This is a genomic window from Streptomyces sp. DSM 15324, from assembly GCF_001514285.1.
Lineage (GTDB): Bacteria > Actinomycetota > Actinomycetes > Streptomycetales > Streptomycetaceae > Streptomyces.
The window spans coordinates 109,545-132,041 of record NZ_KQ949037.1 but is presented as its reverse complement, the minus strand read 5'-3'; the positions used below and the strand labels follow the sequence as shown (position 1 = coordinate 132,041).

Annotated in this window: 19 protein-coding genes; 6 read left to right on the top strand and 13 right to left on the bottom strand. The window is 72.7% G+C overall.

Features of this window, described 5'->3' with window-relative positions; genetic code table 11:
- The first annotated feature begins 114 nt into the window (after window positions 1–114).
- Window positions 115–1,140: a Gfo/Idh/MocA family protein gene (locus AQJ58_RS35765; protein WP_067257980.1), complete on the top strand. Its 1,026-nt coding sequence runs from the start codon at window positions 115–117 to the stop codon at window positions 1,138–1,140.
- Between the two features lie 12 nt (window positions 1,141–1,152).
- Here the strand turns inward: AQJ58_RS35765 and AQJ58_RS35760 are convergent, their stop codons facing one another.
- Window positions 1,153–1,566, bottom strand: a complete 414-nt coding sequence (locus tag AQJ58_RS35760; RefSeq protein WP_067257976.1) for an SsgA family sporulation/cell division regulator — start codon at window positions 1,564–1,566, stop codon at window positions 1,153–1,155.
- Between the two features lie 349 nt (window positions 1,567–1,915).
- Between AQJ58_RS35760 and AQJ58_RS35755 the strand changes: the two genes are divergently transcribed.
- Window positions 1,916–3,298: a PP2C family protein-serine/threonine phosphatase gene (locus AQJ58_RS35755; protein WP_067257973.1), complete on the top strand. Its 1,383-nt coding sequence runs from the start codon at window positions 1,916–1,918 to the stop codon at window positions 3,296–3,298.
- 33 nt (window positions 3,299–3,331) lie between these two features.
- Here the strand turns inward: AQJ58_RS35755 and AQJ58_RS35750 are convergent, their stop codons facing one another.
- The gene (locus AQJ58_RS35750; protein ID WP_067257970.1) at window positions 3,332–4,834 is read right to left on the bottom strand and encodes a DNA-binding protein NsdB; all 1,503 of its coding nucleotides are present in this window, start codon (window positions 4,832–4,834) and stop codon (window positions 3,332–3,334) included.
- A gap of 231 nt (window positions 4,835–5,065) precedes the next feature.
- Here AQJ58_RS35750 and AQJ58_RS35745 point away from each other — a divergent pair, with 231 nt between their 5' ends.
- Complete coding sequence (locus AQJ58_RS35745; RefSeq protein WP_067257967.1) at window positions 5,066–6,202, top strand: aminoglycoside phosphotransferase family protein; 1,137 nt, start codon at window positions 5,066–5,068, stop codon at window positions 6,200–6,202.
- A gap of 196 nt (window positions 6,203–6,398) precedes the next feature.
- Window positions 6,399–8,333: an N-acetylmuramoyl-L-alanine amidase gene (locus tag AQJ58_RS35740; protein WP_067257966.1), complete on the top strand. Its 1,935-nt coding sequence runs from the start codon at window positions 6,399–6,401 to the stop codon at window positions 8,331–8,333.
- 4 nt (window positions 8,334–8,337) lie between these two features.
- Here the strand turns inward: AQJ58_RS35740 and AQJ58_RS35735 are convergent, their stop codons facing one another.
- The 8 genes from AQJ58_RS35735 to AQJ58_RS35705 form a co-directional block, all read right to left on the bottom strand.
- Window positions 8,338–8,835 (bottom strand): hypothetical protein, encoded by a 498-nt coding sequence (locus tag AQJ58_RS35735; RefSeq protein WP_067257963.1) that lies wholly within the window; start codon window positions 8,833–8,835, stop codon window positions 8,338–8,340.
- A gap of 110 nt (window positions 8,836–8,945) precedes the next feature.
- Window positions 8,946–9,236: a hypothetical protein gene (locus tag AQJ58_RS43590; RefSeq protein WP_159056371.1), complete on the bottom strand. Its 291-nt coding sequence runs from the start codon at window positions 9,234–9,236 to the stop codon at window positions 8,946–8,948.
- Between the two features lie 24 nt (window positions 9,237–9,260).
- Window positions 9,261–10,169 (bottom strand): universal stress protein, encoded by a 909-nt coding sequence (locus AQJ58_RS35730; RefSeq protein ID WP_067257961.1) that lies wholly within the window; start codon window positions 10,167–10,169, stop codon window positions 9,261–9,263.
- Between the two features lie 114 nt (window positions 10,170–10,283).
- On the bottom strand, window positions 10,284–10,526 hold the full coding sequence (locus tag AQJ58_RS35725) for a DUF397 domain-containing protein (protein WP_067257958.1): 243 nt from the start codon (window positions 10,524–10,526) through the stop codon (window positions 10,284–10,286).
- A gap of 83 nt (window positions 10,527–10,609) precedes the next feature.
- A complete protein-coding gene (locus tag AQJ58_RS35720) occupies window positions 10,610–11,776 on the bottom strand; it encodes a thiolase domain-containing protein (protein WP_067257955.1) in 1,167 nt (388 codons plus the stop codon).
- Complete coding sequence (locus tag AQJ58_RS35715; protein WP_067257953.1) at window positions 11,773–12,816, bottom strand: thiolase domain-containing protein; 1,044 nt, start codon at window positions 12,814–12,816, stop codon at window positions 11,773–11,775. The genes AQJ58_RS35720 and AQJ58_RS35715 overlap by 4 nt, the downstream gene beginning before the upstream one ends.
- Before the next feature lie 187 nt (window positions 12,817–13,003).
- The gene (locus AQJ58_RS35710) at window positions 13,004–13,945 is read right to left on the bottom strand and encodes a Zn-ribbon domain-containing OB-fold protein (RefSeq protein WP_067257951.1); all 942 of its coding nucleotides are present in this window, start codon (window positions 13,943–13,945) and stop codon (window positions 13,004–13,006) included.
- A 10-nt stretch (window positions 13,946–13,955) separates the two neighbouring features.
- Window positions 13,956–14,756, bottom strand: coding sequence for a crotonase/enoyl-CoA hydratase family protein (locus AQJ58_RS35705; RefSeq protein WP_067257948.1), 801 nt, complete (start codon window positions 14,754–14,756; stop codon window positions 13,956–13,958).
- A gap of 176 nt (window positions 14,757–14,932) precedes the next feature.
- Between AQJ58_RS35705 and AQJ58_RS35700 the strand changes: the two genes are divergently transcribed.
- Both AQJ58_RS35700 and paaK read left to right on the top strand, forming a co-directional pair.
- Complete coding sequence (locus tag AQJ58_RS35700) at window positions 14,933–16,537, top strand: acyl-CoA synthetase (RefSeq protein WP_067257945.1); 1,605 nt, start codon at window positions 14,933–14,935, stop codon at window positions 16,535–16,537.
- Between the two features lie 158 nt (window positions 16,538–16,695).
- Window positions 16,696–17,994 (top strand): phenylacetate--CoA ligase PaaK, encoded by a 1,299-nt coding sequence (gene paaK / locus AQJ58_RS35695; RefSeq protein WP_067257943.1) that lies wholly within the window; start codon window positions 16,696–16,698, stop codon window positions 17,992–17,994.
- A 51-nt stretch (window positions 17,995–18,045) separates the two neighbouring features.
- Here paaK and AQJ58_RS35690 read toward each other — a convergent pair whose 3' ends face one another.
- From AQJ58_RS35690 to AQJ58_RS35680, 3 genes are all read right to left on the bottom strand, one after another.
- Window positions 18,046–19,542 carry an acyl-CoA synthetase gene (locus AQJ58_RS35690; protein ID WP_067257941.1) on the bottom strand — a complete coding sequence of 499 codons (1,497 nt, stop codon included), beginning with the start codon at window positions 19,540–19,542 and terminating at the stop codon, window positions 18,046–18,048.
- Between the two features lie 264 nt (window positions 19,543–19,806).
- Window positions 19,807–21,366 (bottom strand): acyl-CoA synthetase, encoded by a 1,560-nt coding sequence (locus AQJ58_RS35685; RefSeq protein ID WP_067257938.1) that lies wholly within the window; start codon window positions 21,364–21,366, stop codon window positions 19,807–19,809.
- The gene (locus AQJ58_RS35680; RefSeq protein ID WP_067257935.1) at window positions 21,363–22,472 is read right to left on the bottom strand and encodes an NAD(P)H-dependent flavin oxidoreductase; all 1,110 of its coding nucleotides are present in this window, start codon (window positions 22,470–22,472) and stop codon (window positions 21,363–21,365) included. The genes AQJ58_RS35685 and AQJ58_RS35680 overlap by 4 nt, the downstream gene beginning before the upstream one ends.
- Between the last annotated feature and the right edge of the window lie 25 nt (window positions 22,473–22,497).

Here is a 22,497-nt window from a genome sequence, read left to right as displayed (position 1 = left end):
TGAGCCCTGCGGTACCGGCCGCTCCCGCTTCCCGTGGGCGGCGCCGCCCCTGCCGCCCCGCCACCCGCCCCGCGTACGCTACGGGACGATCGTCGGCGGGGAGAGGGAGCGCGCGTGGGTGACCTGCTGGGTGTGGCGGTGCTGGGGGCCGGGCACATGGGGGCGGACCACGTACGGCGCCTCGACCGGGTGGTGAGCGGGGCCAGGGTCGCCGCCGTGGCCGATCCCGACCGGGCGCGGGCGAAGGAGGCCGTCGCCGGGATCGACGGGGTCCTGGTGCACACCGAGACCGAGGCCGCGCTGGACGCCCCCGGGGTGGAGGCCGTGCTGATCGCCTCGCCCGGCCCCGCGCACGAGGAGGCCCTGCTCGCGGCGCTCGCCCGGGGGCTTCCCGTGCTGTGCGAGAAGCCGATGGTGCCGGACCCGGCCGGGGCCCTGCGCGTCGTCGAGGCGGAGGCGCGGCTCGGCCGGCGGCTGACCCAGGTCGGGTTCATGCGCCGTCACGACGGCGAGTACCGGCGGCTCAAGGCGCTGCTGGACGGCGGACGGCTCGGGCGGCCCCTGATGCTGCACTGCGTGCACCGCAACGTCTCCTCGCCGCCGGACTTCACCAGCGCCATGCTGATCGACAGTTCGGTCTCGCACGAGATCGACGCGGCCCGCTGGCTGCTCGGCCAGGAACTGACGGCGGTCTCCGTGCTGCGGCCGCGCCCCTCCTTCGGCGCTCCGCACGGGCTGCTCGACCCGCAGTTCGTGGTGTTCGAGACCGACGGGGGCGTCCTGGTGGACGTGGAGGTCTTCGTCAACTGCGGCTTCGGGTACCAGGTGCGCTGCGAGGCCGTGTGCGAGGCGGGCAGCGCGCGCATCGGCGACGACCACGGGATGCTGGTGACCTCGCGCGGCGACGCGGCGACCGAGGTGCCGCAGGACTACCTGGTCCGCTTCGCGGCGGCCTACGACCGCGAGGTGCAGGCCTGGGTCGACGCCGCCCGGCGGGGGCGGGTCACCGGCCCGACGGCCTGGGACGGTTACGCGGCCTCCGCCGTCGCGGAGGCCGGCGTACGGGCACTGGAGAGCGGCGGGCGCGTCGGCATCGCCCTCGCCGGGCGTCCCGCGTTGTACGCCGGGCACGACGACTGACGCCGCCCCGCCTCAGACATTGCCGAACAGGGATTGCAGCCCCTCGTCGACGGCTGCCCCCACGTCCTCGCGTCCCGCGGGGACCACGGCGTAGCTGCGCAGCAGGAAGCGGCGCAGGGCGAAGGTGTCGAACCGGAGCAGGGCCATGCCGAACGGCGAGTGCAGCTCCACCACCGTCCGGGACGGTCCGCAGGGCCAGATGTGCACGTCACCGGTGCCGGCGGGGCCGCTCAGGCCCTCCTGCAGCAGGGTGCGGCCGAAGGTCCAGGTCGCGGCCTCCTCGGCGAGGGAGATCTCCGCCGGGAAGTCGAGGTGCACGGCGAACGGGTCGGCGGCGGCGTAGCGGAGCGTCGCGGCGACGGGCAGTTCCTGGTCCTCGGCGGTGATCAGGCGCGCGCGGACGGGCTGTTCGAGGGTGATGTCCATGCTTGTAGGACCCCGCGGGCGCCGCTCGCATTACGGGAAAGCGGGTGCCACTTGGTGTGATCTGCGTCACGGCATCGATGACCTGAACATACGGCCGCCGAACAGGCGGCCGACGGTCTTCCCGTAGCCCCCTCCGGTCCCTCAAGTCACGTAGTTCACCTACGACTTGACCTGCCTCCGGGCATATGACCAGCACCGCCGCGAGCCCGCCTCGGGGACGGAGGCATATGCCAGAGGCACCACCGAATCGTGTGTTGCCAAATCCCTTACACGCCGTCGCGGGCTGTGCAACAGTCGTAACGGCCCTTCCGTCCCCGTTCGTCGCACCGTCCCCGCATCGGAGTACGTCATGCCGTCCCATCTGCCTGCGGACCATCCCGCCGCCCAGCCGCCGGGACGCGGCTCGGTCGACGCGCTGATCTCGCAGACGCGACGGCTCAAGGTCGACGTCGACGCCGTACGCAGGGACGCCCGGGACATCGACACCGGGGACCCGCAGGGCCGCTGGCAGCGCGCGCTGTACGACCTGGCGCTGCATCAGCTGGAGGACCTCGACGCCCACCTGGCCCAGCTCCGGGACGGTCCGCCGCCGGCTCCCGCCGCCGCCCCCCGGGACTCACTGCTCAGCCGGGTCGGCAGCGCGGAGTGGAACTTGCTGGCGGACGACGCGCTCTGGTCCGCCGAGCTCTACGGCATCCTCGGCCGCGACCCGGCCACCCCCGCACTCACCCTCGACGAACTGCCCTCCCTCGTCCTGGAGGAGGACCGCCCGAAGCTCACCGCGATGGTCACGGACTGTCTGGTGGACGCCCGGCCCATCGACGGCGAGTTCCGCGTCGTACGCCCCGACGGCGGGGTGCGGACCGTGCACATGATGGGCGAGCCCGTGCTCGACTCCGACGGCGGCACCGCCTCGATGTGGGCCGTGCTGCGGGACGTCAGCGAACTGCGCCGCAGCCAGAGCGAGGTGCGCAGGACCCGGGACTCGCTGCGACGCCACCGGCAGCGCGCCCAGAGCGAGCGCCGGCCGGCGGTCGAACCGCACGAGGCCGTGCCCCCGTTCGGACCCGGTGCCCAGCGGCTGCCGCAGCCGAGCACCGGCACCCTGGACCTCGCCGCCGCCCGGCTGCCCGCCGCGACCGGCTCACGCCTCGGCGGGGACTGGTACGACGCCCTCGAACTGCCCGACGGCCGCACCCTGCTGAGTGTCGGCGACCTCACCGGCCACGGCCCGTCCGTCGCCACCGACACGGCGATGCTGCTGGGCGCCCTGCGCGGCATGGGCATGGCCGGTACGGCACCCGCCCAACTGATGGGCTGGCTCAACCAGTTACTCGACGCCACCGCGCAACCGGTGCTGGCCGGCGCCCTGTGCTGCCGCTACCGGCCCGACGACCGCACCCTCACCTGGGCGCAGGCCGGACACCCCGCCCCGCTGCTGTTCCGCGACGGAACGGGGTGCCGGCTCGACACACCCGAAGGTGTTCTCCTGGGCGCCACCACGGGCGCCGTCTACGGACAGGCCGAAGCGACCCTCGCGACGGGCGACCTGCTGGTGCTGCACACCGCCGCACTGGTGCCCGGCGACCGGACGCACCGACTGCTCGATCTCGCCCCCCGCTTCCACGAGGCGCGCACCGCCGAGGACTGCCTGCGGACGGTGATGGAGGTGTGCGGCGAGAGCGGGCGCGACGACGAGGCCTGCGTGCTCGTCGCCCGGGTCACCCGGTGATCAACTGATCATCAATGCTTACCGACGACGTCCTCACGCCTGGGCGGTGTTGCCGCCCCGACCTCCCCTCGGCCTGGGCAGCGCCTGCCTGATCTGCTCCCGCAGTTCACTGATGCTCGGATAGCCGGCGTACTCCGCGGTGAGCCGGTACATCTCGCGCAGCCGGTCCCACGTGCGACGGGAGGAGTTCGAGCCCATCGACATCAGGGCCAGCCGTGCGTAACGGTCCGCCTGTTCCGGGTCGTCGGCGATGAAGCAGGCCGAGGCCATGGACAGATGGTCGAAGATCTTCGACCGCTCCCGTCCGTCGACCCGGAGCGCCAGGGCCTTCTCCGCGTAGTACTGGGCGTGGACGGCCGCCTGCGGCTCGAACTCGGCCAGGGTGCGGTAGGCCAGGGCCTGCATGCCGTACAGATCCTCGTCCCTGAAGGTCTGCATCCAGGACGGCGGTTCCACGTCGGCCCGGTCGGAGACGAAGAGGTCCTCCGCCTGGCCCAGGGTGCGGCGCATGGCCTGGCCCTTGCCCATCGACGCCTGCGCCCAGGCCTCGATGGTGTGGAACATCGCCCGGGTCCGGGGCAGCACCTGGCTGCCGGAGCCGGACTGGGCCAGCTTCATCAGGTCCAGGGCCTCGTCGGGCCGCCCGAGATGGACCATCTGGCGGGCCGCGCGGGAGAGCGCCTCCCCCGCCCGCGGCCGGTCGCCGCCCTCCCGTGCGGCATGGGCGGCGATGACGAAGTACTTCTGGGCGGTGGGTTCGAGGCCGACGTCGTGCGACATCCAGCCGGCGAGGACGGCGAGGTTGGCGGCGACGCCCCACAGGCGCCGCTGGAGATGGGCAGGATGGTGGTAGGCGAGCATGCCGCCCACCTCGTTGAGCTGTCCCACGACGGCCTTGCGTTGCAGCCCGCCTCCGCGGGCCGCGTCCCAGGCTCGGAACACCTCGACCGAGCGCTCCAGTTCCTCGATCTCCTCCGTCCCGATGGGAGCGGCCTCGTAGCGGTCGAACCCGGCGGGGTCGGCCTGCGGGAGGAGCGGGTTGTCGAGGACGGGAGCGTCGGCGGAGAGAGTGGGGTCGGTGTGCAGCCATTCGTACATGGCGCTGCTGAGTGCTGATCCCGCGGCGAGCGCGGCACCCGCGCCCACCAAGCCGCGTCGGTTGAGCATGAGGTCCATTCCCGTGAATTCGGTGAGGACCGCGGCAGTCCGTTCGGGCGCCCACGGCAAGCCGTCGGGATGTTCTGCGCTCCCGCCGCCCGGCCGTTTCCCCGTACGCCCGTGCCGGACCAGACCGAGGTCCTCAATGGTCACGACACGGCCGAGACGCTCGGTGAACAGGGCCGCCAGCACCCGCGGCACGGGATCGCGCGGGATCTCTCCCGTGTCGATCCACCGCCGCACCCGGGAGGTGTCGGTCGACAGCTGGGGGTGGCCCATGGCCGCCGCCTGCCGGTTGACCAGCCTCGCGAGTTCACCCTTGGACCAGCCGGCCAGGCCGAACAGGTCCGCCAGGCGGGTGTTGGGTTGTCCGCTCACGTAAGCCCCCAGGTTCTCGGCTGAGTTGACAGTAGCCCGGTGAAAGTTGCCGAGCGACTATTCGCCAGGGTTCGCCATGGTCCGCCAGATGGTGTGCCACTGGGCGACGGGTGTCAGGTAGGAACGCGCCACCCCGACCCGGTCGCCTAGGGACATTCCCCAGGGTGCACCCGGGTGGTCGGTCGGGGCAGCGCTTTGACTCGCAGGCACACGAAGGGATCTGTTCCGCCCATGTACGCAGCATCGTCCTCCGTGTCCGCCCCGCCCCGGCCGCTGCACCCCCGCCCGGGCGGCGGCCCCTATCTCGCCCCCGCGCGGACGGTGGCCCCCGCGCTCGGCGCGGGCGGCGTCCGCCGTCCAGCGGGGCTCGGCACCCAGCCGCTCAGCGGCAGGCTCGACCTGTCCGGCCCGCAGGGCACCCAGTTGCGCACCGCGATCGCCTCGGTGCACCGGATCTGTCCGGAGTTCGCCCCGGTGCAGGTGCTGCGCCGGAGCGGACGCTCGGTACTGCTGGTCGGCACGACGGGCCGCAGTACGGCCGTCGCGAAGTGTTTACTGGACCACTCGCCCGGCTGGGCCGATCGGATCCGGCACGAAATAGCGTCGTACCGCACGTTCGTCCGGCAGCGCCCCCCGGTGCGGGTGCCGAGACTGATCGCGGCGGACCCGGACAACTGCACCCTGGTGATCGAGCGGATGCCGGGGCGGGTGGCGGCCCTCCAGCGGCACCCCACCGAGGCTCCGCCGCGGGCGGACATCAGGGCGGCACTCGGCGCGATCTGCCGGCTGAACGCCTGGCGGCCACCGGCGGGCACCTTCGACGCGCCCCTGGACTACGCGGCCCGGATCTCCCGCTACCACGAGCTGGGGCTGCTCACCGACCGGGACCTGGGCGACCTGCAGAAGCTGCTGCACGGCATCGCGGCCTCCGCGGGCCGGCAGGGCATGGGCCAGTTCTGCCACGGCGACGCCCTCCTGTCGAACATCCTCGTCTCACCGGCCGGTCCAGTGCTGGTGGACTGGGAGCACGCGGGCTGGTACCTGCCGGGCTACGACCTGGCGACGCTGTGGTCGGTCCTCGGTGACGCGCCGGTGGCGCGCCGTCAGATCAGCCAGATCGCCCAGTCGGCGGGGCCGGCCTCCCGGGACGCCTTCCTGGTGAACCTGATGCTGGTGCTGACCCGGGAGATCCGCACCTACGAGACGGCCGTGCAGCGTTCGATGCAGGACACGGCCCCGACGGCCGCGGGGACGGCCCCCGCGGGTGCCGTGCCGTCCGGCGAGGAACAGCGGCTGCTGCTGCGGCGGCTGCACGACGACTGCCAGCTGGCCCGCCGGGCCGTGCGCGCGGCGGTCGGCACGCGCTGAGGGGACCGAGGGCGGAGGGCCGCGGTGCGCCGGAAGGGGGACGCACCGCGGCCCTCCGTGCGTCGCTGACCGTGCGTGGCTACCGCCGTAAATGTCCCTTATGCGGTCATGATTGACGGGCTATCGGCAGATCGAGGAGGCCGCTTTGCCAGGACCCGTCACCCACCCCCGGCCATCCGTCCACGCCCGACCACCCGTGCTCGCCCGACCATCCGTCCACGCCCGAAGAGCCGCCGGGGCCCTCGCCTCGGCGGCTCTGCTGCTGCCCCTGCTCGGCGCGGCTCCGTCGGCCGCCGGGACCGGGCCGTCCGGTCTCCAGCGGGCGTTCGCCTCGGCGTCCGCCCGCTACCACGTGCCGCAGAGCGTGCTGCTGGGCGTCTCCTACCTCCAGTCCCGCTGGGACACCCACGCCGGGGCCCCCAGCGTGACCGGCGGCTACGGCCCGATGCACCTCACGGACGCCCGTACCGCGCTGGCCGGAACCCCGCACCACAGCGAGGCCACGGAGGACGCCCGGGGCGACGACGCCCGCCGGGCCCGGCACCCGCAGGTGCGGCTCCCCGAGGGCGACGAGATCCCGGCCCGGCTGCGCACCCTGCCCCGGGCCGCGAAGCTGACCGGGCTGAGCGCGGCGAAGCTGCGCAAGGACCCGGCGGCCAATGTGGCGGGCGGCGCCGCGCTGCTCGCCGACGCCCAGGAGTACCTGGGCGAACCGCTGAGCGAGGACCCCGCGGACTGGTACGGCGCGGTGGCCCGGTTCTCGGGCGCGGACGACAGCGAGACCGCCGCCGCCTACGCCAACGACGTGTACGAGGTGATGCGCACCGGCGAGCGGCGCGTCACCGACAGCGGCGACCTGGTCGCGCTGACCGCCCAACCGAACCTGGACCCCCGCATCACCCAGCTCGACCGGGCCGGTCTGCGCCAGGGCTCGGCCGAGGGCACCGAGTGCCCGCCGGGGGTGTCCTGCGAACGGATCCCGGCACCGTACGAGGCGTTCGGCACCGACGACTACGGCAATCACGACGAGGCCGACCGGCCCGCGTCCTCGCCGATCCGGTACATCGTCCTCCATGACACCGAGGGCGGCTGGGAGGGGGTCATCAACCTCGTCCAGGACCCCACCTACGTGTCCTGGCACTACTCGCTGCGCTCCACCGACGGTCATATCGCCCAGCACGTACGGGTGAAGGACGTGGCCTGGCACGCGGGCAACTGGTACGTCAACGCCAACTCGATCGGCCTGGAGCACGAGGGCTTCCTCGCCCAGCCGGACTCCTGGTACACGGAGGCGATGTACAAGTCCTCGGCGCGGCTGGTGGCGTTCCTCGCCGCGCGCTACGGCATTCCGCTGGACCGGCAGCACATCCTCGGCCATGACACCGTGCCCGGCCCGACCGCGGCGAACGTGGGCGGTATGCACACCGACCCGGGCCCGTACTGGGACTGGCGGCACTACTTCGAGCTGCTGGGCCGGCCGCTGGAGCCCACGGCGCGCGCGGGCAGCGCGGTGGTGACGATCCGGCCGGACTACGCGACCAACCGGCCCGCGTACGTGGACTGCGGCGGCAAGGGCAAGGCGTGCGCGGCGCACGGCTCCAGTGCGGTGCGGCTGTACGCCGACCACGACGAGAAGTCGGCGCTGATCTCCGACCCCGGTCTGGGCACCCCGACGACCGGGGTGAACGACCTGTCGTCACGGGTCTCCACCGGCCAGCAGTTCGCGGTCGCGGCCACCTGGGGCGACTGGACCGCCGTCTGGTACCTGGGCCGCAAGGCCTGGTTCCGGAACCCGTCGTCCAAGCCGACGGCGGTGCCCTCCCAGGGGGTGCTGATCACACCCAGGGCGGGCCTTGACAGTGTTCCGGTGTACGGGCGTGCCTACCCGGAGGCCTCGGCCTACCCCGCGGGGATCCCGGTGCAGCCGGTCTCGGCGCTGCCGTACACCCTGCCGAAGGGCCAGCGGTACGTGGCCGGGGACAGGGTGCCGGGCGAGTACCTCTACGCGGGCTCCTTCGACCCCAGCACGCACCGGGTGGTCGAGGGCAAGGACCTGTACTACGAGATCCAGTACGGCCACCGGGTGGCGTTCGTCCGCGCGGCGGACGTGACGGTCGTGCCGGCGTCCTGACGCCTCAGCCCTGCTGGAACAGCTCCGCCGGGAGCGGCTTCAGCAGGGCGTACAGGTCGTCGGTGATGGGGCGGTCCCAGGCGGCGATCGTCACCAGGACGTTGTCGCTGCGGTCGAACTGGACGCAGGAGATCCGACCCTCGGAGAGCTTCAGCCGCCGCACGATGAGCAGGTTGTCGCCCTGCATCACCGGCATGTCCTCGGTGCCGACGACGGTCACCTCCTCGTCGTTCTCCAGCGCGAGGAGCAGCTGGGCGACCTCGAAGGGGACCTCGCCGTCGGCGACCTCGCGGGCCGGGGAGCCCTCGGGGAGGTTACCGATGATCATCGCGGGGCCGCGGCCGCCGAACAGGTCGTAACGCAGGAAGACGCCCTGGCAGCTGCCGTCGGGGGCGGGCAGCAGGCCGGCACCGAGGTTGCCGGGCCAGTCGCCCGGGTCCATGGCCAGCACGTCGAAATCGGGGCCGGCGGGGGTGGCGCTGCGGCGGCGGAGGAACGACATGCCGCCATCGTACGGCCCCGTCGGTGCCGGCCGGGTTCCGTGGGCGGGTGGTTTGGGGCTGATCGCGCGGTTCCCCACGGCCCTGGAGTCGGACAGCGTCCCGTTGGTTATCAGTTCGCGATCTTCTTGTGGCGTTCCGCGTGCCGGGCCGACCGCGCCGAGCCCGCCCGGCCGCCCGGCCCCGTCAGCAGGCCCGGCAGCATGAGCGGCACAGCCGCGACGAGCCAGACAGCACGGGCACCGCGGCCGACCGCCACCATGAGCGGTGCGGGCCGCCGGGAGGGGGCGTCGTGACGAGCGGGGGTGCGCAGTCTGCGGGCGCGATTGCGGCCGTCCGGCGCACCCTGCCGCTGGGCGCGCCCGGTCTGCCGCTGAGACCACCAGCACAGCGGCAGACGCAAGCGGTGACGGCCCCGCGCCGCTCGTCACTCCTCCGTCGGGGCCGGTGGCACCACGGCGATCGGGCTTGCCGCGTGGAGCAGGACCGCGTGGGTGACGGAACCGAGCATGCGGGCGGGGGCGAGCAGTCTGCGGCGGTGGCGGCCGACCACGACCAGTTCGGCGTCGCGGGAGGCGGCGACGAGGAGCCCGGCCGCGTCGCCGGGGGTGGGGACGGTGTCCACCCGTACGCCGGGGTGCCGGGCCCGGTGCGGGGCGAGGAAGCCGTCGGCGAGGGTGCGGGTCTCGTGCTCGACGGCATCCTGGTCGTAGACCGTGACGGGCAGGTCGCCGGGGGCGACCCAGCTCTGGATCGGCCACGGGTAGGCGGCGACCACGTGCACGCGTGCCTCGCGCAGGGCCGCCTCGGTGAAGGCGAGGGCGAGGGCGGCGTCGTCGGGCCCGTCGGTCTTGAGGCCGACCACCACGCGGGGGCCGGGCTCCACGGGCAGGGTGATGTCGACCGTGCGGTCCGGACGGGGCACGATCACGACGGGGCATTCGGCGTCCCGGGCCGCGCTCAGTCCGTTGGAGCCGAGCAGCAGGCTGGCGAAGCCGCCGCGGCCGCGGGAGCCGAGCACCAGCAGCCCGGCCTCGGCACCGAGCGCGGGCAGCAGGGCGCCGGGGGCGCCGTCGAGGCCGGCGTACTCCACGTCCACGACCCCGGACGCGCCCTCCCCCGAGAGCCGGGCCCGGGCGTCGGCGAGGACGGGGTCGCCCTCCGGCGGCGGGGGCGCGGGAACCTGGGCGCCGGGCGGCGTCCAGGCGGAGTGGTGCCGGACGTGCGCCACGCGCAGCGGCGCCCCCCGGCGGCGGGCGGCGTCGGCGGCCCAGTCGAGGGCGCGCAGGCTGTCGTCGGAGCCGTCGACCGCCGCGACGACCGGCAGGGTGCTCATGGTCCTCACCTCCGGAGGACGACCTTCGTCCTGCTGGGGCCAGCCTCGCTCAGCCGGGGCCCGGGCGGGACGTATCGGGTCGCGTGTCCGGAAAAACGGACCGAACGCCCCCGGTCAGGTCAGGTCGAACTCCCCCTCCCGGGCGCCTGAGACGAACGCGCCCCACTCCGCGGGCGTGAAGATCAGCGAGGGACTCTCGGGACGGTCGCTGTTGCGCATCGCGATGAACCCCTCGACGAAGGCGATCTGGACATCCCCCCGCCCCCGGCTGCTGGACTGCCACTCGGCGTTGCTGAGGTCCAGCTCAGGCTTGTCCCAGCCCTTGAGCGGCGGCTGCTGGATGGTGCTCTCGGCCACGTCCGTGCTCCTCCCGGTTCGTCGTCCGCGGGCCAGCCTAGCGATCGGTCCCGGGTGCCGACAGAGCACGTGAAGGGTGCCTTTCAGGACTCCGGTGGCCGCGCTCCCACGAGCCACATCGAGAAGAACTGCGAACCGCCGCCGTAGGCGTGTCCCAGCACCTTGCGGGCCCGCTCCAGCTGGTGTTCCCCGGCCTGGCCCCGCACCTGGAGCGCGGCCTCGGCGAAGCGGATCATGCCGGAGGCGCCGATCGGGTTGGTGGACAGGACCCCGCCCGACATGTTGACGGGCAGGTCACCGTCGAGTTCGGTGACCCCGGACTCGGTGAGCTTCCAGCCCTCGCCCTCGGCGGCGAAGCCGAGGTTCTCCAGCCACATCGGCTCGTACCAGGAGAACGGCACGTACATCTCGACGGCGTCGATGTCCCGGCGCGGGTCACCGATGCCGGCCTGTCGGTAGACGTCGGCTGCGCAGTCCCTGCCCGCCCGTGGGGAGACGGCGTCCTTGCCCGCGAAGAGGGTCGGTTCGCTGCGCATCGCGCCGCCCAGCATCCACGCGGGCGGCCGGGGCGAACGGGCCGCGCCCGCACGGTCGGTGAGGACCATCGCGCAGGCGCCGTCGGAGGAGGGGCAGGTCTCGGAGTAGCGGATCGGGTCCCACAGCATCGGCGAGGCCTGGACCTTCTCCAGGGTGATGTCGTGCTCGTGCAGATGCGCGTACGGGTTCTTCAGCGCGTTGCGCCGGTCCTTGTACGCCACCAGCGAGCCGACCGTGTCGGGCGCGCCGCTGCGCCGCATGTAGGCGCGGACGTGCGGGGCGAAGAAGCCGCCGGCCCCGGCCAGCAGGGGCTGCTGGAAGGGGATCGGCAGGGACAGGCCCCACATGGCGTTGGACTCGGACTGTTTCTCGAAGGCGAGGGTGAGGACGGTGCCGTGGACCCGGGCCGCGACCAGGCCCGCGGCGACCAGTGCCGTGGAGCCGCCGACGCTGCCGGCCGTGTGGACCCGCAGCATGGGTTTGCCCACCGCGCCGAGCGCGTCGGCGAGGTACAGCTCGGGCATCATCACGCCCTCGAAGAAGTCGGGCGCCTTGCCGATGACCACGGCGTCGATGTCCGCCCAGGTCAGCTCGGCGTCGTCGAGGGCGCGCCGGGCGGCCTCGCGGACCAGTCCGGCGATGGAGACGTCCCGGCGGGCCGCCACGTGCTTGGTCTGGCCGACGCCGACGACGGCCACGGGTTCCTTGCTCATCGCGGATCCCCTTCGAGTACGGCGACCAGGTTCTGTTGCAGACACGGGCCGGAGGTGGCGTGGGCGAGGGCCCGGTCGGACGCGCCGCGGTGGACGGCGGCGGCGGCCTCGCCAATGCGGACGAGTCCGGCGGCCATGATCGGGTTGGCGGCGAGGGCGCCCCCGGACGGGTTGACGCGGACGTCGTCGCCGAGCCGGAGCGCCTTGCGCAGGACCACCTCCTGCGAGGTGAAGGGCGCGTGCAGTTCGGCGGTGTCGACGGGCCGTGCGAAGGCGCCGGCCTTCTCGGCGGCCAGCCGGGTGGAGGGCGAGTCGGTCAGGTCGCGTACACCGAGCGCGTGGGCCTCGATGCGATGGTCGATGCCGCGGATCCAGGCGGGGCGTTGGCACAGCTCACGGGCGCGTTCGCCGGCGGCGAGGACCACGGCGGCGGCGCCGTCGCCGATCGGCGGGCAGTCGCCGGTGCGCAGCGGCCGGACGAGGTAGTCGCCGTGCGGGACCGGTCCGCGCAGCTGGGCGTGCGGGTTGCCGGTGGCGCGGCTGCGGGCGGCGATCCCGGCGAGGGCGGGCTCGTCGGTGTCGCCCGCGTCGATCAGCGCCTGTGCCTGGAGGGCGGCGAGGGCGACGGAGTCGGGCCACAGGGGGGCGAGGTAGTAGGGGTCGAGCTGCCGGGTGAGGACGTCCCGCACCGGGCCGGGCGAGGACTTGCCGTAGGCGTACACCAGCGCGGTGTCGGCGTCCCCGGTCAGCAGCTTGGTCCACGCCTCGTAGAGCGCCCAGGCGCCGTCCATCTCCACGTGGGACTCGGAGATCGGCGGCCAGGCGCCGACGCCGTCGAGGGCGAGGGTGAAGGAGAAGGCGCGGCCGGCGAGGTAGTCGCTGGAGCCGGAGCAGGTGAAGCCGATGTCGGCAGTCTTGAGGCCGGTCCGCGCGAGGACATCGTGCAGCACCGGCATGAGCATCTCGACCTCGGACATCTCCTCGCTGGTGCGCAGGGTGTCGGACTGGGCGAAGGCGATTACTGCAATCTCACGCGTCACTGGGGCTCCAGGCGGTAGATTCGTCGACTGCGGAGCGAGAACCAAGCCCGCATGGCAGTTCCTTCCAAAGCTTCGTAGCCCCGGGCTGGTTTCAACCCGGCTGGTGCTGACCGCGTGAGACTCGATCGTTCGCTGAGCGATCGAGCAGCGTGAGCCAGGAATCCCCGTCGTTCGCGAGGGGGAGGATTCAAAGCAGCTCCTTGTACGTCTCGTACTGAGCATCGGGTTCGCCGGTGGGACGGTAATGGTCGGGATACCGGCCCCCTTCCGTCCACACCGGCTTCACCCGCAGGCCCATCCGCACCTGGTCGTACGGGATGCCGCCGATGCGCCCGTGCAGTGCGAGGTCGGCGCCGTCGAGGGCGATGTGGGCGTAGACGTAGGGGACCTCGATGTCGAGGTTCTTCGCCTTGATGTTGACGATGCAGAAGGTGGTGACGGTGCCGGCCGGGCCGACCTCGACCTGTTCGGCGGTGGCGACGCCGCAGGTGGGGCAGGCGCCGCGCGGGGGGACGTAGACCTTGCGGCAGGAGGGGCAGCGCTCGCCGACGGTCCGCCGGCCGGAGAGGGCGGCGATGTAGGCGGACTGGGCCCGGCCGGGCGAGTACGTGTAGTCGAGACGGGCGTGGGCGACGATCCCGGTGACCCGGTCCTCGAACGTGCCGTCGGCGCCGCCCGGGGAGACCGGTTCCCCGTCGTACGGCTCGAAGCAGGCGATGTCGGTGATGGCGCCGGTGCGCTCCTGCGCCCAGCGGATCCGCACCCGCATGCCGGTGCGGACCGCGTCGGGGCCGGGGACGTCGAGGGCGTGCAGCAGGGCGGTGTCGGCGCCGTCGAGCCGGACCAGGACCCAGGCGAACGGGGTGGCGAGGGGCTGTCCGCGGCGCGGCTCGTGGTTGAAGGCCCAGGTGGTGACGGTACCGGTGGGCGCGACCTCGACGAGGTCCCGGAGCTCCTCGGCGGTGACGGGGTCGTACTCGACGGGGGGCACGAGGGTGCGCCCGTCGGTGGTGGCGATCCCGAGGACGACCCGTTCGCGCAGCCCGGTGAGGAAGGCGCTCTGCACGGGCCCCAGGGAGCGGGTGAAGGGGAACTCGACGACGAGGGGGGCTTGGAGGACTTCGGGCACGGGGGGCTCCTCAGGCGCGCTTGTAGACGGGCGGTCGCTTCTGCGCGAAGGCGCGGGCGCCTTCCTTGGCGTCGGCGGTGTCGAACACCGGCCAGCCGCGCTTGAGTTCGGCGGCGAGACCGTCGGTCTCCGTCAGCTCGGCGGACTCGTACACGGACGCCTTCACGGCCTCCACGGCGAGCGGCCCGCAGGCGTTGACCCGTTCGGCGATCTCCAGGGCCTTGCCGAGGGCTTGGCCGTCCGGGACCACATGGCCGATCAGGCCCACGTTCGCCGCCTCCCGGGCGGTGTACGGCCGGCCCGTGAGCAGCATCTCCAGGGCGTGGGTGCGCGGGATCTGCCGCGGCAGGCGGACGGTGGAGCCGCCGATGGGGAACAGACCGCGTCTGACCTCGAAGAGACCGAAGGTGGCGGACGCGCCCGCGACGCGGATGTCGGTGCCCTGGAGCATCTCGGTGCCGCCCGCCACGCAGTACCCCTCGACGGCGGCGATCACCGGTTTGCGCGGCCGGTGGTGGCGCAGCATGGCCTTCCAGTGCAGGTCGGGGTCGGCCTTGAGCCGGTCGCGGTGCTGTTCCCCCGCCATGCCCTGCCCGGCCAGGGCCTTGAGGTCCATGCCGGCGCAGAAGCTGCCGCCCGCCCCGGTGAGGACGACCGAGCGGACCGAGTCGTCCTCGTCGGCCTCGAGCCAGCCGTCGTACAGACCGACGAGCATGCCGATCGAGAGCGCGTTCCTGGCTTCCGGCCGGTTGAGCGTGAGCACGAGTGTGGCGCCTTCGCGTCGCACGGTGAGGTGTTCGGTTCCGCCCATCGCACATCTCCCCTCGGAAAGAACGAGAACAGGTTGCAGGAGGCGGGAAGGCACTTCAAGAGTTTTCTGACACTCAGTCAGATTTCTTGGTGAGGGCCCTTCCCACTTGTGGCGCCCTTTGCTCTGATGACCGGCGAACCGTTGCAGGAGCCGGGCGTCCGGGGTCAGGAGGAGCGGTGGAGTACAACCTTGCCGACCTGTTCGAGTCGGTGGTCGACGTGGCGGCGGACCGCGAGGCGCTCGTGTACGTCGACCATCCGGGCACCGGCGCCGAGCGCCGGCTGACGTACGCGGAGCTGGACGCGGCGGCCAACCGGATCGGCCACCACCTCCTGGACAGCGGGATCCGCCCCGGGGAACACGTGGGCCTGCACCTGTACAACGGGGTCGAGTACCTCCAGACGGCGCTGGGTTGCCTGAAAGCCCGGATCGTCCCGGTGAACGTCAACTACCGTTACGTCGAAGATGAGTTGGTGTATCTCTACCGGGACGCCGACCTGGTCGGGCTGGTCTTCGACGCGGAGTTCACGGAGCGGGTGGCGGCCGCGCTGCCGCAGGCCCCGGCGCTGCGGCACCTGATCCGCGTCGGCCCGGCGGGCGAGGGGGTCACCGCCTTCACGGACGCCGAGGCGGCCGGATCACCGGAGCGCGGCTTCCCGGACCGCTCGGGCGACGACCAGTTCATCATCTACACCGGCGGCACCACGGGCATGCCGAAGGGCGTGATGTGGCGTCAGGAGGACCTGTTCTTCTCGGGGTTGGGCGGCGGGGCGCCGACCGGGGAGGCGGTGAAGAAGCCGGAGGAGCTCGCCGAGCGGGTCGCCGCGGGCGGCTCGGGGATCACCTTCTTCCCCACTCCCCCGCTGATGCACGGCACCTCCACCCTCACCGCCTTCATCGGCTTCAACTTCGGCCAACGGGTGGTCCTGCACCGCAAGTTCGCGCCCGAGGAGGTGCTGCGGACCGTCGCCAAGGAGCGGGTCAACGCGATCTCCCTGGTCGGGGACGCCATGCTGCGGCCGCTGATCGACGCTCTGGAGGGGCCGATGAAGGGCACCGACTGCTCCTCGGTGTTCAGCGTCTCCTCCTCCGGCGCGATCATGTCGGACACCGTCCGCGCCCAGTTCCGGGCGCTCCTGCCGAACGCGATGCTCCTGAACAACTTCGGATCCTCGGAGTCCGGCTTCAACGGCACCGCGACCGAGGACTCAGGTCCGGAGCGCGGCTTCCGCATCCGGGTCAACTCCCGTACCCAGGTGGTTGATCCGGTGACGCTCGGGCCGATCGCCCCCGGCGAGGTCGGCCGGGTCGCCCAGCGCGGTCACGTCCCGCTCGGCTACTACAACGACCCGGTGAAGACCGCCGAGACGTTCTTCGAGAAGGACGGCGAACGCTGGGTGCTGCTGGGCGACATGGCCACCGTCGACGACAACGGCGTGGTCGTCGTCCTGGGCCGCGGCTCGCAGTGCATCAACACCGGCGGCGAGAAGGTGTACCCCGAGGAGGTCGAGCAGGCGCTGAAGGCCCACCCGGACGTGTACGACGCCCTGGTGGCCGGGGTGCCGGACGCGACCTGGGGCAACCATGTGGCGGCGGTGGTGCAGGTGCGCGCCGGGGCGCCGTACCCCTCCCTGGAGGAGATCCAGACCCACTGCCGGACCCGCCTCGCGGGCTACAAGATCCCCCGCCAGCTGGTGATCGCCGACACCATCCGGCGCTCCCCGAGCGGAAAGGCGGACTACCGCTGGGCCCGGGAGGTCGCGGTGGCGGAGAGCCCCTGAGCACTCCGGCACGGTGAACCCGCCGTACCCGGCGGAAATCCCCCCTCGCCCCCTTGCCTGACGCGCCTCGACCTGGATTACTGATCCACAGCGGCTCGACCGAATGATCGGTCGCCCGAATTGGTAGGGTTGAGGCGGTTGGGCGAGGGAGGGCTCCCATGACGGACACGAGGGACCTGCTGGACGAGGGCGAGCGTCTCGACGAGGCCGGCCTGCGGGCGGTGCAGCTGGAGCGCCTGCGGGCCACCCTGCGGCACGCCTACACGCGGGTGCCCTTCTACCGGGAGTCCTTCGACAAGGCGGGCGTCCACCCCGACGACTGCCGGAGCCTCGCCGATCTGGCCCGCTTCCCGTTCACCGTGAAGGCGGACCTGCGGGCCCAGTACCCGTACGGGATGTTCGCCGTCCCGCGCGAGCGCGTCCGCCGCATCCACGCCTCCAGCGGCACGACGGGCCGTCCCACGGTGGTCGGGTACACCGACGGCGACCTGTCCCTCTGGTCGGACCTGGTGGCCCGTTCGATCCGCGCCGCGGGCGGCCGTCCGGGCGACACGGTGCATGTGGCGTACGGCTACGGCCTGTTCACCGGCGGACTCGGCGCGCACTACGGCGCCGAACGCCTCGGCTGTACGGTGATCCCCGCGTCCGGCGGGATGACCTCCCGTCAGGTCCGGCTCATCCAGGACCTGGAGCCCCGGATCATCATGGTGACCCCGTCGTACATGCTGACCCTGCTGGACGAGTTCGAGCGGCAGGGCGTCGACCCGCGGTCCACCTCGCTGCGGGTGGGGATCTTCGGCGCCGAGCCCTGGACGGAGGGGATGCGGCGGGAGATCGAGGAGCGGTTCGCGATCGACGCCGTCGACCTCTACGGACTGTCGGAGGTGATCGGTCCGGGGGTGGCGCAGGAGTGCCTGGAGACCAAGGACGGGCTGCACGTCTGGGAGGACCACTTCTTCCCGGAGATCGTCGACCCGATCACGGGTGAGGTCCTGCCGGAGGGCGAGGAGGGCGAGCTGGTGTTCACCTCCCTCACCAAGGAGGCGATGCCGGTGATCCGCTATCGGACCCGGGACCTGTCCCGGCTGCTGCCGGGCACGGCCCGGGTGTTCCGGCGGATGGAGAAGGTCACCGGCCGCAGCGACGACATGGTCATCCTGCGCGGGGTGAACCTGTTCCCGACGCAGATCGAGGAGATCGTGCTGCGCACTCCGGGGGTCGCGCCCCACTTCCAGCTCCGGCTGACGCGTGAGGGCCGTCTCGACGCGCTGACGGTCCGTGCGGAGGCCCGGCCGGGCGCCGGGCCCGCGGACCGCGACCGCGCCGCGCACGCCATCGCGGCGGCCGTGAAGGACGGCATCGGGGTGTCGGTGACCGTGGAGATCGTCGAACCGGAGTCGCTGGAACGGTCGGTGGGCAAGATCCGGCGGATCGTGGACGAGCGCCCCAAGGAGTAGCTCCCGCCCACCGGGGCCGCTCGCCGGCCCCCACCGGACAGCCCGCCGGGGTCACGCTCCGAACCGGTCCCGCAGCTCCCGCTTGAGGATCTTCCCGCTGGCGTTGCGCGGCAGTTCGTCCACGAACACCACCCGCTTCGGGGCCTTGAAGGAGGCGAGCTTCTCACGGGCGTGCGCGAGGAGTTCGTCCTCAGTGACCTCGCCGCGCGGGACGACCACCGCGGTGACCGCCTCGATCCACTGCTCGTGGGGCAGGCCGATCACCGCGACCTCGGCGACCGCCTCATGGGTGTAGAGGGCGTCCTCGACCTGGCGGGAGGCGACCAGGACGCCCCCGGAGTTGATGACGTCCTTCAGCCGGTCGACGATCGTGAAGTAGCCGTGGGCGTCCCGCACGGCGAGGTCCCCGGAGTGGAACCAGCCGTCCCGGAAGGCCTCGGCGGTCTCCTCGGGCTTCTCCCAGTAGCCCTCGCACAGCTGCGGGGAGCGGTAGACGATCTCGCCGGGCGTGCCGTCGGGGACCTCGTCGCCCTTCTCGTCCACGACCCGGGCGTCCACGAAGAGGACCGTGCGCCCGCAGGAGTCCATGCGGCCCTTGTGTTCGTCGGGGGCGAGGACGGTGGCGAGCGGGCCGATCTCGCTCTGTCCGAAGCAGTTGTAGAGATCGAGCTTCGGCAGGCGCTCGCGCAGCCGTTCCAGGACGGGCACCGGCATGACCGACGCCCCGTAGTAGGCCTTGCGCAGTCCGCTCAGATCACGGGTGGCGAAGTCGGGGCGGCCGGCGAGACCGATCCAGACGGTGGGCGGGGCGAAGAGGCTGTCGACGCGGCCGGCCTCGATCAGGTCGAAGAGCTGCTCGCCGTCGGGCGCGTCGAGGACCAGGTTCGTGGCGCCGACCGCGAGGTACGGCATCAGGAACACGTGCATCTGCGCGGAGTGGTACAGGGGCAGGGAGTGTCCGGGGCGGTCGCCGGCGCTGAGGTCGAGGGCGGCGATCGCGCTGAGGTACTCGTGCACCAGCGCCCGGTGGGTCATCATCGCGCCCTTGGGCAGGGCGGTCGTGCCGGAGGTGTACAGCAGCTGGACCAGGTCCTCGGTGCGCGGCCCGGGCCCGTCGTACGGCCCGGTGTCCGCCAGCCGGGCGAGCAGGGAGCCGTCGGCGTCGCGCAGGGGCATGGTCGGTACGCCCGCCGGGAGCCGGTCGCGCAGACCGGGGTCGGCCAGGACGAGGGCGCTGCCCGACTGCTCGACGATGTACGCGAGGTCGTCCCCGGTGAGGTTCTGGTTCACGGGCACATGGACCAGGCCCGCGCGGGCGCAGGCGAGGAAGGCGATGAGGTAGGCGTCGGAGTTGTGGCCGTAGGCACCGACCCGGTCGCCCCGTCCGAGCCCCGCGCCGAGCAGGACGGCCGCCGCGCGCGAGACCGCGTCGTCGAGCTCCTGGTACGTCCAGGTGCGGTCGCGGTACTCGACCGCGACGCGTGCCGGGGTGCGGTGGGCGCTGCGCCGCAGCACCCCGTCGACCGTGCTGCCGTGTCCGGACGTCATGGCACATGATCCTCTGCGCGCCACCGGGACAGGTCAAGTCGGAGCCGACCGGCGGGCGTCGGGCGCCCCGTCCCGACGCCGCCCGGACGGAGGGCGTCGGCACCGCACAGGGACCGGTCCGCCGTCTTCTCGGAGCCCGCACGGACGGGTCGAGCGGGGCGCCGCCACCCGGGTGGAACCGATGCGGTGCGCGCCCCGCCGACGGGGTTCTCGGCGGTGTCGGCGCCCGGCCCCACCCGGTGGTCCGGGCGTGCGCCGCCGTCGTCACAGCGGCCGGGTGCGGCCCTCCCAGTACGGCTCCCTCAGGCGGCGCTTGTAGAGCTTGCCGTTCGGATCGCGGGGCATCTCGGTGACGAAGTCGACGGACTTGGGGCGCTTGTAGCCGGCGAGGCGGTCGGCGCAGTGGGCCAGGAGGGCGGCGGCGAGGTCGGGACCGGGTTCGTGACCGGGGGCCGGTTCGACGACCGCTTTGACCTCCTCGCCCCAGTCGTCGTGCGGGATGCCGAAGGCGGCGGCGTCGGCGACCGCGGGGTGGGCGAGGAGCGCGGACTCGATCTCGGCGGGGTAGATGTTGACCCCGCCGGAGATGATCAGGTCGATCTTGCGGTCGCGGAGGAAGAGATAGCCCTCCTCGTCGAGGACGCCCAGGTCGCCCACGGTGAAGAAGTCACCGATGCGGTTCTTGCGCGTCTTCGCCTCGTCCTTGTGGTAGGCGAAGCCCCCGGTGCTCATCTTCATGTAGACCGTGCCGAGTTCACCCGGCGGGAGGCGGTTGCCGTCGTCGTCGAAGATCGCCAACTCGCTGATGGGCCAGGCCTTGCCCACCGTGCCGGGCTTCTTCAGCCAGTCCTCGGCGGTGGCGAAGGCACCGCCGCCCTCGCTGGCCGCGTAGTACTCCTCCACGCACTCGCCCCACCAGTCGATCATCGCCCGTTTGACGTGGTCCGGGCAGGGCGCGGCACCGTGGATGGCGTGCCGCATGGACGAGACGTCGTACGCCTGCCGGGTGGCCTCGGGAAGGGCGAGCAGCCGGTGGAACTGGGTGGGGACCATGTGGGTGTGGGTGCAGTGCTGGGCGTCGATGAGGCGCAGCATCTCCTCGGGGGTCCACTTGTCCATCAGGACCAGGCGGTGGCCGATGTGCAGCGAGGAGCCCGCGAACTGCAGGACCGCCGTGTGGTAGAGCGGCGAGCAGACCAGGTGCACGTTGCCGTCGAAGGGGCGGATGCCGAAGAAGCCGAGGAAGCCGCCGAGGTAGGCCTCCTCGGGGAGCTTCCCGGGCAGCGGACGCCGGATGCCGCGCGGGCGGCCCGTGGTACCGGAGGTGTAGTTCATGACCCAGCCGAGGGTGCGGCCGTCCGGGGCCGACGCCGGCTGTCCGTCCAGGAGTTCGGCGTACGGCCGGAAGCCCTCGGCCGCTCCGACGCCGTACCGGTGGCTGAGCGGCAGGCCGGCCTCGTCGGCGGCGCGGCGGGACTGCTCGGCGAAGCGCTCGTGGGCGATGAGGACCTTGGCGCCGGAGTCGGCGACGATCCAGGCGATCTCGGGGCCGACGAGGTGGTGGTTGACGGGGACGAGGTAGAAGCCGGCCTGGCTGGCGGCGAGGTAGGCGGTGAAGAACTCGGCGGAGTTGGGGAGGACGACGGCGAAGGCGTCGCCGCGTTCCATCCCGGCCGCGCGCAGTCCGTGCACCAGCCGGTTCGCGGCGGCGTGCAGCCGTCCGGCGGTCCACTCCTCGCCGTCCGGGGCGATCAGGGCCGGGCGGTCGGGGTCGGCGGTCGCCTGGGCCCAGAAGCCCGTGGGGGGTGTGCTCGTACCGGTCACTGTCCGCTCCTTCCGGCGATGCGGTTGACGCGGTCCACGGCCTGCTCGAAGCCGCGGGTGAGGTCGTCGAAGACCGCCTGGACCGGGCGGACCTCGTTCATCCGGCCGACGATCTGCCCGACGGGCGTGCCGAGCAGCGGGTCGACCTCGTGCTTCTGGATGCGGGAGACCGCCTCGGCGACGAGCAGGCCCTGCAAGGGCATGGGCAGGGTGCCGGGGCCGTGCGGGTCGTCCCAGGCGTCGGTCCATTCGGTGCGGAGCTGGCGGGCGGGTTTGCCGGTGAGGGCGCGGGAGCGGACGGTGTCGCCGGAGCCGGCCGCGAGGAGCTTGCGGGTCAGAGCGGGCGAGTGCAGGTCCGCCTCGGCGGTGGTCAGCCACAGCGAGCCGAGCCAGACGCCCTGGGCGCCGAGGGCGAGGGCGGCGGCGATCTGGCGCCCGCTGCCGATGCCGCCGGCGGCGAGGACGGGCAGCGGGTCGACGGCGTCCACGATCTCCGGGGTCAGGACCATCGAGGCGATGTCTCCGGTGTGGCCGCCGGCCTCGTAGCCCTGGGCGACGACGATGTCGATGCCCGCCTCCTGGTGCTTGCGGGCGTGCCGGGCGCTTCCGGCGAGCGCGGCGACCAGCACGCCGCACTCGTGGGCGCGGGCGACGACGTCGGCGGGCGGGGAGCCGAGGGCGTTGGCGAGCAGTCGGATCGGGTAGTCGAAGGCGACGTCGAGCTGGCTGCGGGCGACCTGCTCCATCCAGCCGGTGATCCGCCAGCCGGAGGCCTCGCCCTCGGCCAGCTCCGGGACGCCGTACGTGGCGAGCGTGTCGCGGACGAACTGCCGGTGCCCCTCGGGGATCATCGCCTCGACGTCGGCCTCGGTGACGCCTTCGACCTTTTTGGCGGGCATGACGACGTCGAGCCCGTACGGCCGTCCGTCGACATGGGCCTCGATCCAGTCGAGGTCGCGTTTGAGGTCGTCGGGGGCGGTGTAGCGGACCGCGCCGAGCACGCCGAATCCGCCCGCGCGGCTGATGGCCGCGGCCACGGCGGGGAACGGCGTGAAGCCGAAGACGGCGTGCTCGACTCCCAGGTGATTGCTCAGCTCCGTCTGCATGGGCGCAGGATGCCGCAGCGGGCCG

Excerpts from the sequence above, each read along its gene's own strand:
- AQJ58_RS35760 (WP_067257976.1), bottom strand. The coding sequence starts at position 1,566 with ATGGACATCACCCTCGAACAGCCCGTCCGCGCGCGCCTGATCACCGCC.
- AQJ58_RS35755 (WP_067257973.1), top strand. The coding sequence starts at position 1,916 with ATGCCGTCCCATCTGCCTGCGGACCATCCCGCCGCCCAGCCGCCGGGA.
- AQJ58_RS35745 (WP_067257967.1), top strand. The coding sequence starts at position 5,066 with ATGTACGCAGCATCGTCCTCCGTGTCCGCCCCGCCCCGGCCGCTGCAC.
- AQJ58_RS35735 (WP_067257963.1), bottom strand. The coding sequence starts at position 8,835 with ATGTCGTTCCTCCGCCGCCGCAGCGCCACCCCCGCCGGCCCCGATTTC.
- AQJ58_RS35730 (WP_067257961.1), bottom strand. The coding sequence starts at position 10,169 with ATGAGCACCCTGCCGGTCGTCGCGGCGGTCGACGGCTCCGACGACAGC.
- AQJ58_RS35720 (WP_067257955.1), bottom strand. The coding sequence starts at position 11,776 with ATGAGCAAGGAACCCGTGGCCGTCGTCGGCGTCGGCCAGACCAAGCAC.
- AQJ58_RS35705 (WP_067257948.1), bottom strand. The coding sequence starts at position 14,756 with ATGGGCGGAACCGAACACCTCACCGTGCGACGCGAAGGCGCCACACTC.
- paaK (WP_067257943.1), top strand. The coding sequence starts at position 16,696 with ATGACGGACACGAGGGACCTGCTGGACGAGGGCGAGCGTCTCGACGAG.
- AQJ58_RS35690 (WP_067257941.1), bottom strand. The coding sequence starts at position 19,542 with ATGACGTCCGGACACGGCAGCACGGTCGACGGGGTGCTGCGGCGCAGC.
- AQJ58_RS35680 (WP_067257935.1), bottom strand. The coding sequence starts at position 22,472 with ATGCAGACGGAGCTGAGCAATCACCTGGGAGTCGAGCACGCCGTCTTC.